General features: G+C 60.9%; 10 protein-coding genes and 1 pseudogene. 7 read left to right on the forward strand and 4 right to left on the reverse strand.

Features of this window, described 5'->3' with window-relative positions; genetic code table 11:
* Nucleotides 1-277: pseudogene (locus tag BM036_RS11135) on the reverse strand (cation transporter); the annotation flags it as partial.
* A gap of 172 nt (nucleotides 278-449) precedes the next feature.
* Here BM036_RS11135 and BM036_RS11140 point away from each other — a divergent pair.
* Entirely contained in the window at nucleotides 450-917 is a 468-nt protein-coding gene (locus tag BM036_RS11140) for a hypothetical protein (protein ID WP_041343552.1), read from the forward strand.
* 230 nt (nucleotides 918-1,147) lie between these two features.
* Here BM036_RS11140 and BM036_RS11145 read toward each other — a convergent pair whose 3' ends face one another.
* Together BM036_RS11145 and BM036_RS11150 are read right to left on the reverse strand one after the other, a co-directional pair.
* Nucleotides 1,148-3,250 carry a tRNA(Met) cytidine acetyltransferase TmcA gene (locus tag BM036_RS11145; RefSeq protein WP_091851867.1) on the reverse strand — a complete coding sequence of 701 codons (2,103 nt, stop codon included), beginning with the start codon at nucleotides 3,248-3,250 and terminating at the stop codon, nucleotides 1,148-1,150.
* Nucleotides 3,250-3,633 (reverse strand): DUF2237 family protein, encoded by a 384-nt coding sequence (locus tag BM036_RS11150; protein WP_091851871.1) that lies wholly within the window; start codon nucleotides 3,631-3,633, stop codon nucleotides 3,250-3,252. The genes BM036_RS11145 and BM036_RS11150 overlap by 1 nt, the downstream gene beginning before the upstream one ends.
* Before the next feature lie 118 nt (nucleotides 3,634-3,751).
* Here BM036_RS11150 and BM036_RS11155 point away from each other — a divergent pair, with 118 nt between their 5' ends.
* From BM036_RS11155 to BM036_RS11165, 3 genes are all read left to right on the forward strand, one after another.
* Entirely contained in the window at nucleotides 3,752-6,034 is a 2,283-nt protein-coding gene (locus tag BM036_RS11155) for an ATP-dependent helicase (protein WP_091851874.1), read from the forward strand.
* Between the two features lie 17 nt (nucleotides 6,035-6,051).
* Nucleotides 6,052-6,573 (forward strand): outer membrane protein assembly factor BamE domain-containing protein, encoded by a 522-nt coding sequence (gene bamE / locus BM036_RS11160; protein WP_091851877.1) that lies wholly within the window; start codon nucleotides 6,052-6,054, stop codon nucleotides 6,571-6,573.
* 193 nt (nucleotides 6,574-6,766) lie between these two features.
* Nucleotides 6,767-7,888 (forward strand): OmpA family protein, encoded by a 1,122-nt coding sequence (locus tag BM036_RS11165; RefSeq protein WP_091851880.1) that lies wholly within the window; start codon nucleotides 6,767-6,769, stop codon nucleotides 7,886-7,888.
* A gap of 54 nt (nucleotides 7,889-7,942) precedes the next feature.
* On the opposite strand, the gene BM036_RS11170 is transcribed toward BM036_RS11165, so the two are convergent.
* Nucleotides 7,943-9,184 carry a methyltransferase gene (locus BM036_RS11170; RefSeq protein ID WP_091851883.1) on the reverse strand — a complete coding sequence of 414 codons (1,242 nt, stop codon included), beginning with the start codon at nucleotides 9,182-9,184 and terminating at the stop codon, nucleotides 7,943-7,945.
* On the opposite strand from BM036_RS11170, the gene BM036_RS11175 reads away from it, so the two are divergent.
* The 3 genes from BM036_RS11175 to BM036_RS11185 all read left to right on the forward strand — a co-directional run bounded on the left by BM036_RS11175 (nucleotide 9,183) and on the right by BM036_RS11185 (nucleotide 13,248).
* Entirely contained in the window at nucleotides 9,183-9,881 is a 699-nt protein-coding gene (locus BM036_RS11175; protein ID WP_091851886.1) for a tRNA/rRNA methyltransferase, read from the forward strand. The genes BM036_RS11170 and BM036_RS11175 overlap by 2 nt on opposite strands.
* A gap of 148 nt (nucleotides 9,882-10,029) precedes the next feature.
* The gene (locus tag BM036_RS11180) at nucleotides 10,030-11,184 is read left to right on the forward strand and encodes a TAXI family TRAP transporter solute-binding subunit (RefSeq protein ID WP_091851890.1); all 1,155 of its coding nucleotides are present in this window, start codon (nucleotides 10,030-10,032) and stop codon (nucleotides 11,182-11,184) included.
* Between the two features lie 72 nt (nucleotides 11,185-11,256).
* Nucleotides 11,257-13,248: a TRAP transporter permease gene (locus BM036_RS11185; protein ID WP_091851893.1), complete on the forward strand. Its 1,992-nt coding sequence runs from the start codon at nucleotides 11,257-11,259 to the stop codon at nucleotides 13,246-13,248.
* Nucleotides 13,249-13,267 lie beyond the last annotated feature (19 nt).

Here is a 13,267-nt window from a genome sequence, read left to right on the forward strand (position 1 = left end):
CACCCAGGCCCAGGTTTTCCAGTTTGCTGGTAATAGGACCGGTTTCTCCATGGTGGATAATTTCCAATGTACGACCCGATAAATCGAATGACAGCGACTGAATGTTTTCAACGCCAGTCAGTGCCATTCGAATCATTCGCTCTTCCGAGGGACAATCCATTTTTGGTATTTTGTAGGTGCTTAGCTGGCTACCTGTTTCGGCGGTGGCGCGTCCCTGAAACTTGTCATCTACTACAGAGTCTTCACTACCACACTGCCCATTGCAGGGTTTGCTCATTTTCTCGGCTCCGGTTTTCGTACAAATGATGCAATTTAAAACCCTGTAGCCACTACAGGGTCAATAACTAATCTACACTAGTAGTCGTCAAAATCGGCGTTTGTCTGGATAAAGATCTACAATGATAAGTGCGATGGTGTGGACGTCTAATTTTATTTCGAGGGTAAACTTTATGATTTCATTTAAAGGACTTACAGCAACCGCTGCGTTGTTGGTTTTTCCTGCATTCGTGCTAGCGCATGGTGATCAAGGCTCATGGCAAGGGCATGGTCCTGGCATGATGATGGATCAGGAGCAAATGCAACAGATGCACCAGAACTGGTCTCACATGAACCAGCTGATGCAACGCATTCCTGATGAAGCTTCACCGCAAGAACGGCAACGATTGATGCGAGAACACAGGGAGGCGATGCAAGAGCAAATGGGTTTTATGCATCACGGTATGATGGGCCCCGGCATGATGCGTGGACAAAACGGCATGATGGGAGGTCAGCACATGATGAACGGCGGCGGTAAATCAAAGAATGGTGGTAGTCTGTCTAACGAGCAACAAATTCAGATGATGCAGGAGCGCATGGATCAAATGCAGCTGATGATGGAGCAAATGCTGCAATACCAGCAAAATCTAAAGGTAGAGTGATCGAGAAGCCTTCAAATACTTTTACTTAACAGACGCGTAGTAACTGGCGAGTTTGATAGGCTGAAGTTTGTGAAAACGGCGCAGTAGCTGGGTTTCGGTCTCAACGAAATCCCTGGCCTTTTACGGCTGGAAGATGGCGCTCTGGGCACCACTTCGAATGTTCGCTTTGCGACCAAAGCGGCCGATCTATGGCGCCTCGATTCGGCCGCTATATTGGCATCGTAGTTCGCTTATTCAGAAAGCATCGAAGCAGTCTGCTTGCGCACCCGGGATTCCCCATCCCGCTGTCCCTGGCATAACCCTTGAATTCGTAGGTCTGGCCAGGTGCGGCTCTGAAACACACTGGCCACCCAGAGCGAAGCCTGTTCCGACGATAACAGGCGCGCCGCCAACCCGGCTTGCAGTGTCAGGCGCCGAAGTGCCGCCAAGGTCAGCTCAAACCCGCGATGCCCATGAGCAAAAGCCTCCAGCTCAATACGCTCCTGCTCTGTCAGTGGCGGCGCCGGTGGCAGAGCAGATGTGATGGCCAGAACAAGCTCTGGCGACAATGACGGCCACACAACCGGCAGCATGACTGGCCACTGCTCCGAGAAACGCCTCGAAAGCCGCTGCTGTGCAGCCACGCCACGGTCTGTCAGACCCTGAAGCATCTGCACCGCATATTCTCCGGAGCTGGCCTCACGACTAATGCCAAGGCGAACGGTTTTGAAGGCGGCGGAACGCCAGAAGCGCAACAGTTCAGTTGAGGCGCCATAGCTGGTGCCGACCGCATCCAGTTGCAACTCCCTCGCCTCCCTGGCGGCATACTCGAGAAGCTCCCGGCCCAGACCACGGCGGCGGCATTGGTCATGGACCGCGACACGGACCACCCTCAGCATCCGCAGTGTCGCTGCTTCGGCATCACCACCATGATTCGCGAGTGACTGCGGTAACAAATGACCCTTGAGCCGTCGCTCCCCCCGCATGACCTTTTGCGCCAACTCTGTGTCCAGCCCCCCCTCCACCGTGGCCCAGAGCACACCGACAATATCGGCCCCTTGCCGGGCAACCAGGGTGACCGCACCCGGATCGTCCATCCATTGGCGCAGGTCGCCGGGGGTGGTGCGATAGTGAGCGTCCACCAGCAGGCCGAAGGCGTTGGAGAGGTCCTGTTCGCTTGCTTCTGCCGGACGCCATTTTTCGATCACGACCTCATCGTGGTGTACCGGGCCCACGGCGGAGGCATCCAGCAGGAAAAGGTGGTTTACCAGAGTCTCGAGGGGGTCGGACGATGACCAACGAACCGGCTGCTCCATGGTCAGCCCCTGCCAGTGAGGTGTTTCCCGGTCCAGCACCGCCCGGAAACGGAGATTGAAGCCCCGACCGGAGCCTTCATAGCCGTGAACGGTGGAAGCAAACACCACTCTCGGCCAGCCCAGCAGGATTTGCCGGAGTAGCGGCGCCGGGATGGCGGCGGCTTCGTCCACCATGACCAGTTCTGCTTCCGGCCTGCGGGCCAGCAGCTCATCCACCGGGAGCCACTGCAGCGTTTCGCCGGAACTCAATTCGAGCAATGTCTGACCCGTATAGTCGTGGCCAGCCTCCGCTGCAGCATGCCTGAACAGTGTGGAGACATTTTCCTTGCGGGGAGACACCACCAGGATCCGGTGGCGGCCGCCCTGCAAGAGTCGCACGGCGGCAATACCCAGCGCTGCGGACTTGCCCCGCCCACGGTCTGCGGTGATCACCAGGGGGCGCCGGCGGCGGCCCTGACCGGTGTGGAGGATGTGTTCGATGGCCCGCTCCTGGTCCGACGTGGCCGCCGGGCGAAACGGCTCGATAGCCACGTCATCAACTGGCAAGAGCGGGGGCGCGCCATCACCATTGGCCTCAAGGCGGATAACGGACGAATCCTCCGCCAATATCCTGGCCATCCGGGCCATGAAGGGATGCTGCCCTTCGGCAGGCAACCCCATCCGGGCATAGTCGGGGTCGGCGAAGGTATCCCACTCGGCAAGTTCCGGCATCAGCCAGAACCACAAACCGCCTGCCTGCAGGGTGCCGCTGAGCGCCGCCAGCGAATCCGGCGGGTTCCCGTGCCAGCCATCCCAGACCAGCACCGGGTTTTCAGTGCCCAGGTGCTGCCGGGCCTGGTTGGCCGAAATCGCGGTGAGTGCGGGGTGGGGCAAGTCTGCCGGCTCACCAACCCACAAACCACCTGACGGGGCCAGTTCTGACATCACCTTGTTTACCAGGGCCAGGGCCTGCTCGCGGGCGCCTTCCACCAGCACCAGGCGCCGCTCCCCCCGGGCCGACAGTCGCTGCGACAGGGCCTGCCAGCTGCCTTCGTTCACTAGTTCAGATCCACCGAATGCCGCTTCAGGTCCGCCAGGTCACAGATATCCAGCGCCGCGCGGTGGGTGGCCTTCAACCGGACCCGGGGAGCGCAACCGGCCTCCAGGGCTTCCCGCCAGCGGGCGGCACACAGGCACCAGCCATCGCCAGGGCGCAGCCCCGGAAACCCAAACTCCGGTCGCGGCGTGCTCAGGTCGTTGCCCCGGCTGCGGGAGAATGCCAGGAACTCATCGGTGACGACGGCACAAACCGTGTGACTGCCGAAGTCTTCGGGACCGGTATTACAGCAGCCATCCCGGAAGAAACCGGTCACCGGGTCGGTGCCGCAGTCTTCCAGCGGTTCGCCCAGTACGTTGATGGACTCATCCTGCGCCTGTGCCATGGAATCGCTCCTTGTCTGAATGTTGCGGTCATTATGAAGTACCACTGGCAGTGTGTCAGTGCCCCGGCACTGGCGAGAACCATTCGGGATTTGTCCCTCGCTCCTTTACAATGGCGCCATGACCAGCCCGCTCCCCGACTTCCTCACCGACGAACAATGCGAGATCATCACTGCCGGCCACGAGCATGCATTGATCACCGCTGTTGCCGGCAGTGGCAAGACCACGACCCTCGCCTGGCGCTTGCGCTGGCTGCTGCAGCAGGGCCACGACCCGCGCCGTATGCTGGTGCTGATGTTCAACCGTAGCGCCCGGGTGGACTTCGAACGCAAGCTGCGGGACGTCACCCGTGACCTGGGCTTGGCGCTGCCGGAGGTGCGCACCTACCACGCCATGGGGCTTCGCCTGTACCGGCGCTTCGTGCAGGAAGGTTACCTGCCGGCCTTCTCCGAGAAAATCCTTACCGAACAGGAAGTGAGCTACCAGGCCTGGCTGCTGACTCGCCAACTGGCACCGGAAGACCTGGCGGACGAGATTCGCCGCAACAAGAAGGATTATGTGGAAACCGCCACCGGTTTCATCGACCTGGTAAAAACCACCCTGACCCCGGTGGACGTGGTGTTCGAAGAGCTCGGTTACAGCGATCGCCACCGTTACCTGATCGACCTGTTCCACGCCTTCGAACAGTGGCGCAAGGCCCGCAGCCAGATCACCTACGCTGACATGCTCTATGAGCCGGTGATGGCCATTCACCAGAACACGGCCCTGCAGCGGCTGGTGGGTAACAAGATGGACCTGGTGCTGGTGGACGAATACCAGGACACCAATGAAATCCAGCACCTGCTGCTACGCTATGTGGCCGGGGACCGCGCGAAAGTAACCGTGGTAGGCGACCCTGACCAGACCATCTACGAATTCCGGGGGGCCCGGCCGGAATTTATCCTGAGCCGGTTCCGGGAGGAGTTCGACGAACCGTTGCAGCAAACCCTCAGCTACAGTTTTCGCTACGGGCACCGGGTGGCACTGCTGGCTAACCACCTGATTACCCATAACCACGGTCGTAACGATGTGCTGTGTCACTCCCATGCTTCAACACCCGCCACTCAGGTACATCTGCACGAGAGTGACCAGGACAGCAATATCGTGGTGAAGTTGCTGGAAGCACTGCCTGAACCGGAACAGCAGCAGACCGCGATCCTGTTCCGGGTCTGGAGTCAGAGTGTCGCCATTGAGCTGCGCCTGCTGGCCCGGCAGATTCCCTATCGCATCGGCGCGGGCAAGGGCGCCCTGTTCAGCCGGGAGGTAGAGGCGGTGACCAGCCTTCTTCAGGTGGTCACCGGGCAGCTTCCTCGCATGACCCTAGAAGATCGCCTGGAGGCTGCTCGCCAGCTGCTGCGATTCCCCCATGTCGGCCTCAAGGAACAGGAGCTGGGCAATATGGCACGGATGCTGGCCGGCTTTGAGTCCGGTTGGGGCCGCTGCCTGCAAAGCCTGGAAGAGTCGGCTCTCGGGCCCCTGCCCGCCCGAAAGCTCCGCCGCCTGGGTGAGGCCCTGACAGCGCTGGAAGGTTACTCCGGCCCGGTGGCCAGCCTGCTGAAACGGTATGCCGAGCAAACCGACCTGTTTGAGGGCATACGCAGCCTGGCCCTGACCCATGAGTCGGCCAACGAGCGTATCGATACCGTGCTGGGATTCCGGGATTACCTGGCAACACTGGACGTGTCCCCGGCAGAAGCCCTGGCGCATCTTCAGAATCTGCGTCGTCAGGCCCTGGAAAAGCAGGATGACACCGCCAAACCAGCTGGCGGCGTACTGCTCTCGACCATCCACCGAACCAAGGGCCTGGAATGGTCGCGGGTAATCATCCCGGGGCTGCAGGAGAAATACCTGCCCTACAGCCCCCGGCAGCAGGATGACCTGAAGGCTTTCATGGAAAGTGAACGGCGCCTGCTCTACGTGGCCGTTACCCGCACCCGGCGGGAGCTGCACCTGATCACCCGGCCTGGGGGGCCAAGACCGGCCATCGATGCCGATCAGGCACCAAGCCGGTTTGTCGACGAGCTCTGTTTCCCCTTGAGCGAACAGTTCGGGCGCTGGCTGGACCAACGGGAAGGTTCTATCGATCGGGATACCGATCACTACCAGGCAGGCCAGCCCCTGACCAACGTCGCCCAGCGCTACGCTGACCGCGCTGGTATCACCCTCCAGGGGGAGTCCGCTGCCCGCACCACCGGCAATTCACCGGTCTGGGCCAGCCATCGCCTCAGCCACGCCATTTTTGGCCCGGGTACGGTAATGGCGGAAACCGATACCGCCTTTGATGTACGCTTTGACGAGGGCCGCACACTGACGTTCAGCAAGAAGAGCGCGCACCTGTATTTTCGGCCCGTGACAGATGCGTAACCTGTAAGGAAACCTGGATGGCCGGTTGCCCCAACGCTCACTCTTTGCCCGCCATAACCGCCGTGGTGGCGGTCGCGCTGATGACGTTCCTCTCCAGCATCACCTCTGCGGATTCAAGCATTTACCGATGTGAAGGTCCTGACGGTGTACAGTTCTCCGACCAGCCCTGCGGCCCTGGCTCCGAGCGGGTGGAAGTCCGCGACACCCGGGTCGGCGGTAGCCTGGCCGACAACCTGCCTGACTACGACGACAGGCCCGGTCCGATTCCTGCCGAGGAAGAAGAGACCGAAGCCGCTGAGGAGGATACCTGCCGTTTCATTAACTCCACCAACCTGCGCACCTACCTGGCCCGCAACCAGGTCGTCCCCGGGATGACGCGAGAGCAGGTGCAGCAAGCCTTCGGCCGCACTTCCGAGGTCTACCCCACCCCCCAGGAAACCTGGGTCTACCAGACCAAGTATTACGGCGCACTCTACGAGCTGACTTACGTTTATTTCAGGAACGGCTGTGTCGAACGGGTCGAGTACCGCAAGCCCTGAAAAATAAGCTCCAGAAAATCAATACTTTGAGACCCATGTCACATTTTTCAGCGTAGGCTAATCACTAGCCCTGAAGGTTCGTAGATTCCGAAACTTCGGTAATTTTCCCTTGTATTCGCAAGCTTACGAAACTTAACTTGTTTCAGGCGCCGGGATTAAGGCGCTTTCACATGCCATGGAAAGAGGAACAGCAATGAAAACAATTCGTCCATTCGGAGTGGCCTTGCTGGCCGCTGCGATCAGTACCCCGGCACTCGCCGACGACGATATTCAGACGGTCTATCTCAACCCGTTCGCCGGTTACCAGTACTTCGGTGACAAGCGCGACCTGGACGAGGAAGCCACCTACGGTTTCGGCCTGGAATACCGGTTCCTTCCCCAGTGGGCTGTGGAAGCGGTGTACTCCCGCTCTGAGCCGGACCGCAAATACACCAATGGCGATGTGGACTTCGAAGAAATGCGGGTAGACGGCCTGTACTACTTCGGCAGCCAGAGCGACAAGCTTAACCCATACCTCGCGGCCGGTGTTGGCCATGCCGACTTTGACGGCGGCACCGTAACCACACCCGGTACCGAGCACGATGAAACTCGCGTCAACCTGGGCGGTGGTCTGCGTTACAACGTCACTGACCTGGTGTCCCTGCGTGGTGACGTACGCGCCTTCCACGGTATTGACGAGAGCACATTCGACGCCCAGGTCAGCGCCGGTATCAGCCTGGCCTTCAGCCGTGGTACCAGCGAGCCTGAGCCCGAGCCGGCTCCAGCCCCCGCACCTGAGCCGGATGCCGATGGCGACGGCGTTCCCGATAACCGTGACCAGTGCCCCAATACCGTCGCCGGCGCCGCCGTTGACAGCAATGGTTGCGAACTGGACAGCGACGGCGATGGCGTAGTGGACCGCCTGGACGAGTGCCCTGGCACCGCCCGTGGTACCGAAGTTGATGAAACCGGCTGTGAAGTGGTCACTATCGACACCATCACCCTGTACATCACCTTCCCAGTGAACAGCGCGGAAATCGGCTCTGAGTATGACGACGATATCCGCGAAGTGGCTGATGCCATGAAGGAAGACCAGGAAGTGTCCGTGGAAATCGCTGGTCACACCGACAGCACGGGCGCTGCTGACTATAACCAGCAGCTGTCCCAGCGTCGTGCCGAAGCCGTGGCTGATCGCCTGGTTGAGATGTATGGCATCGACGTCAATCGTGTGACGCCGGTGGGTTACGGTGAAGCCGAGCCGGTCGCCACCAACGAAACCTCTGGTGGCCGTGCCCGCAACCGTCGGGTAGAAGCCCGTCTGCAGGTTCGTCGCTGATCGACGGTACCTCGGACAAAACGGGAAAGGCGCCTGCGGGCGCCTTTCTTCGTTTCAGCCCCTGACCGCGTCTACCAGCAGGTTGCGGGGGGTCAGCGAACGTTCGCAGAAGGCCCCAACCCGGACCTGGTAACCTGCCTCTTCAAGATACAGGGCGTAATCGAACACAAGCCAGAGCTCCAGTGGACGACGGAATAGATGGCGAATCAGCTCATACCGTCGAACCTGCCTTAAACGCGCTGCGCCAAAACCTTCCCAGTGACTCCAGTCCACCTGTGCCGGTAGCGCCAGCACCTTCCGGGCCGCTGCCCAGCGGGCGAAGGCTTCAAACCCCTCATGCAGCAGCCGCGACGGATGCGGCGGCAGCGGCAGATAGCTGTCTTCACCCCGTATTGCCCGTTGCAAACCATCGAATCCCAGACGCCATTGCCTTGCCCGTTCGGTCTGTTCCCTGACCCGCAACGGTGCTGTCACGGTTTCCTGCACTGCCAGCCGAAGCTCGTGACGGGACAGGCCCAGGGCGGGATGTGCACTACCGGCCCTCGCCGACAGGGGCTGGTAGTCGTCCTGTTCGGTCAGGTGATAGCAACATGGGGAGAAGCTCAGACGCGGCTGCCCCTGCCGGGCACCATCCCGGATCAGTTTTCGGTGCAGGTCCCCGCAGGCATGCAGGGCGGTACCGTGGACCTGGTCTGGCCAGCACAGGTCCTGCTGGAGAACATCCTGCTGTCGAATCGTCACCGCATCCCCGAAATGGCGAGCCAGGCGATTTCCATCCTCCACCAGGGCCGGGTTCCACTCATACCCGGTCACCGGCAATCCACTGTGTCGGAATAGGGTCCGGGAAAGGTGGCCCTTGCCACAACACCAGTCCAGGACCGGATGCCTCAGGGGCGACAGTGCCGCACACAACGTCCCAGCCTGTAACCGCTTGCGCCCGGGCATATCGGTGGCATCGCGCTCGGCCAGGGTGGCGGCTGCCACAGTGGCCGGAGCGGGCCGCAAGTCGGTAACGTTAGTCAGTCGTCCATAGTCAGCCGCGCCCGGAAGCCACTGCTGCACATGGGTGGCCAGCTCGCCCGGGCTGTTCTCGAAGCGCTCGCAGTCCTCCCCGCCAAGCTGCCCAAGCCAACTGGCCAGGTCAGGATTCTTTCCGACCCACTCCGGCTGCGGCTCCATAAAGGGCGCGGGTTGCCAGAAACCACGATGGTCGGTGAGCCAGTCATTGAGCTGTCGCCAACGCTGGTAAACAGCCGTGTCTGTGTCGTGTAAACTCCGCTGCGGAGGTAATGTCATGCAACTGGCCTTTGTTCTGGTAGAGCCCAAGGTGCCCGAAAACGTCGGTGCCGCCGCGCGTGCCTTGTGTACCATGGGGTTCAGCCAGCTGTGGCTGGTCAACTCGGACCTGCACACCCGGCCCGAGGCCCACTGGCTGGCCCACGGCAGCGACCATATCCTGGATAGCGCGCGCATTTTCCCTGATCTTGAGTCAGTCCGAAACTCCGCGGAATTGCTGATCGGCACCTCCGCCAAGCCCCGTCATGGCCGATCGGACTGGCACACGCCCGGCGAGCTGGCCGGGGTGATCGCAAACAAGGGGCATTCCGTTGCCACCGCAGCACTGGTGTTCGGACGGGAAGACCGGGGGCTGTCCAATGACGAGCTGGCCTGCTGCGACCTGCTGACCGGAATTCCCATGGCCGTGAGTTACCCGTCCCTGAACCTGGCCCAGTCGGTCATGCTGTACACCTGGGAACTATCTTCGGCCAGGACACCAGGCCCTGACCAGCCAGGTATGCACGAATCCGATGCGGCCCGGTTAGGTGCGCTCAAGGAACGCCTGGAATCACTGCTGCCCGCAATGGATACCCCTGCCGACGGCAAACTGTACCAATGGGTTTTCGAAAAGCTGCCCCTGCTTTCGAATCGCGATATCGGCTTCGTTCATACACTTTGCAGCAACATTGCCCGCAAGATCGATAAATCTTCCTGAAGCCAGACCTGACAACATCGAGCGCTTGTTCTATTTTTAATTGACAGTCTGAACCATGACTGACTAAGGTATTTATACTTAAACAGAATTTTGTTCCGCCCTGCGGAACCTGCAACCACAAATACAACAAAGACAAGAGGACAACGCGATGTTCAACCTGAAAAGGTCCGTCATGGCCCTTGCACTCGCCTCCGCTCCCGTGGCCGCACTCAGCGCCGAAGGTGTTGACCTGCCCAACACCCTGGGCATGACCGCCTATGGCACCAGTTCCGCCGGTTACGCCCAGATGGTCTCGATCGGTAACCTGCTGCAGAATGAATACGGGGTATCCCTGCGCATCCTGCCCGGGGAGAACGATGTCTCCCGCATGACCCCCCTGAAAACCGACCGGGTACCGGTATGTGCCTGCGGCATTGCCGCCTACTACGGCGCCGAGGGTGTACTGATGTTTGCGGGTGAAAACTGGGGCCCCCAGCCGATCCGGGTGATCACCACCTCCATCGCCAGCTTTGGCCTGAGCATTGCCGTGGCCGGTGACATCGGTGTAGAAACCCCCTATGACCTCAAGGGCAAGCGTATTTCCTGGATCCGGGGCGACGATGCCCTCAACCTGGGCACCGAGGCGATGCTGGCCTTTGGTGACCTGACCTGGGATGACGTGGAGCGGGTGGAGTTCCCAGGCTACGGCCGCGCCTTTGAGGGCATCATCGCCAACCAGACCGACACCGCGTTTACGGTCTCCGTGGCGGGCGGACCCCAGCAACTGGCGGCCAGCCCCCGCGGGATCACCTGGCTGACCCTGGACCCGGAAGACAAGGAAGGCTGGCAGCGCCTGAACGAAGTAGCGCCTTACTTCCAGCCCCACAAGGTGACCTCCGGCGCCGGCATCAGCAAGGATGATCCCTGGATTGGTTCCAGCTACCCGTATCCCATCGTGGTCGCCAACGCCGATACGGATGACACACTGGTCAAGAGCCTGGTGAAGGTCTTTACCGAGGACTATGACAAGTACAAGGATGCCGCCCCGGGCAACGCCGGCTATGCCCTGGAGAACCAGAACATGCAGTGGGTGGTTCCGTTCCACAATGCCGTTGTGGAGTACTACAAGGAAATCGGACACTGGACCGACGAAATGCAGGCCCACCAGGACATGCTGGTCAAGCGTCAGCAGATCCTGCTGGATACCTGGGATGAGTACACCGCCGGCGATACGCCCTCGGATGAGGACGAATTCAAGGCAGGCTGGATGGAAGCCCGGGCCGCAGCCCTGGAAGAAGCCGGCATGAACCCGGTATTCCGTTAAGCCGAACCCCGAACCCGCAGCGGTGGTCTCGGCCACCGCTGCGTTCATCCGTAATACCGGGTTTCCAGCACCATGACGCAATCGCCCATCGATGAGAAAAAACCGGAGAATATTTCCGGTGTTCGTGACCTGCCAGGCCTCTGGCCCTGGCTGCCACGCCTGGCCACCCTGGCCCTGACCCTGTTTACCATCGATTACCTGTTCAACCTCCAGCTCATCAACCTGGTGACCCAGGTCGAGAGCCAGTTTTTCTATATGGTGGTGGCGCTGATGCTGCCACTGGTGTTCGTGCTCTGGCCCATGAACCGCTTTGCCAGCCGCCACAAGGTGCCCTGGTACGATATCCTGCTGTTCCTCGCCGCTGCAGGTATTTGCGGATTCTTTGTCTATAACGCCGAGCAGATCCTTGACCGGGGCTGGGAGTATGCGGCGCCGGACTACGCGGTCACCATGAGCTTCCTGTTCTGGGTGATTGTGGTGGAGGCCATCCGCCGCGCCGGCGGGCTGCCCATTGCGGTGATCGTCGGGCTGGCGAGCATCTACCCCATCTTTGCCGATAAGGTACCCGGGCCGATCCAGGGCTTCCCCTCAACACCGGACCAGACGGCTATCTACCTGGCCATGAGCCGTGAAGGCATCATGGGGATTCCCCTGCAGGCCTTTGCCAACCTGGTGATCGGCTTCCTGCTGTTTGGCGTCGCCCTGCAGAAAACCGGCGGCGGCAAGTTCTTTATCAACCTCGCCTTTGCCCTCCTGGGCCATGTGCGGGGCGGTCCGGCCAAGGTGGCCGTATTCTCCAGTGGCCTGATGGGCTCCATGAGCGGCAGCGTGATCACCAATGTGATGACCACCGGTGTGCTATCCATCCCCGCCATGCGCCGGGTTGGCTTCGGAAAATCCTACGCCGCCGGTGTGGAGGCCTGCGCATCCACCGGGGGCGTACTGATGCCACCGGTCATGGGTGCCACGGCCTTTATCATGGCTGCGTTCCTGAACATTCCCTATGGCACCATCGCCCTGGCTGCCGTGGTGCCATCGGTGCTCTATTTCCTGGGCCTGTTTATCCAGATTGACGCCTACGCTGCGCGCCACGACCTCAAGGGGCTGCCGGCGGCCGAACTGCCGTCTCTGCGTCAGACCCTGAAGGAAGGCTGGTACTTTATCTTCGTGTTTGTGCTGTTGATCTGGATGCTGTTCTTCCTGCGCCGTGAGGCAACGGCCCCCTTCTACGCAACTGCCCTGCTGCTGGTCATCAACCAGGTGCTGCCCTACCAGCGCTGGGGCTGGCAGGACCTGAAGGAATTCTTCGGCGGAGCAGGCAAGCTGTTTGCCGAGCTGATTGCCATCCTGGCCGGTGTGGGTCTGCTGGTAGGCGCACTGTCCGTCACTGGCCTATCCGGCACCATTGCCAATGACCTGATCTACCTGGCGGGGGGCAACACCCTGGTGCTGCTGATGATGGGGGCTGTAACCAGCTTCATCCTTGGCATTGGGATGACCGTAACCGCTGCCTATATCTTCCTGGCCGTGGCGCTGGCGCCGGCCCTGATCAACGGCGGCGGCATGGATCCGCTGGCTGTGCACCTGTTCATCCTGTACTGGGGCATGCTCAGCTTTATCACCCCACCGGTCGCCCTGGGCGCCTTTGCCGCCGCAACCGTGGCGGGCTCACGGGCAATGGAAACCGGCCTGCAGGCCATGCGGCTGGGCAGCGTGATCTACTTTATTCCGTTCCTGTTCGTACTGAATCCGGCGCTGATCTTCCAGGGCAGCTGGAACGAAATCCTGGTGGTCATCCTGCAGGCGCTGGCCGGTGTGGTATTGATTGCCGGCTCCATGCAGGGCTGGATTCTCGGGGTGGGTAACCTCGCCGCCAGCCGCATGATGCAGTGGCCTATTCGGGCAGCACTGATCATCGGCGGGCTGTTGCTGGCTATCCCCGGAGGTGGCCCGGTACCGCTGACCAACCTGCAGCTGTCAATGATCAGCGCCGTCCTGATCATTCCCGCGTTGGCGCTGGCCTGGGCGGCCCAGCGCCGACAGCCGGCCCTGGCCGGACGCTGACGCTTACCGGCCGGGCCTT

Source organism: Marinobacter segnicrescens, from assembly GCF_900111555.1.
In the GTDB taxonomy this organism is placed as follows: domain Bacteria; phylum Pseudomonadota; class Gammaproteobacteria; order Pseudomonadales; family Oleiphilaceae; genus Marinobacter; species Marinobacter segnicrescens.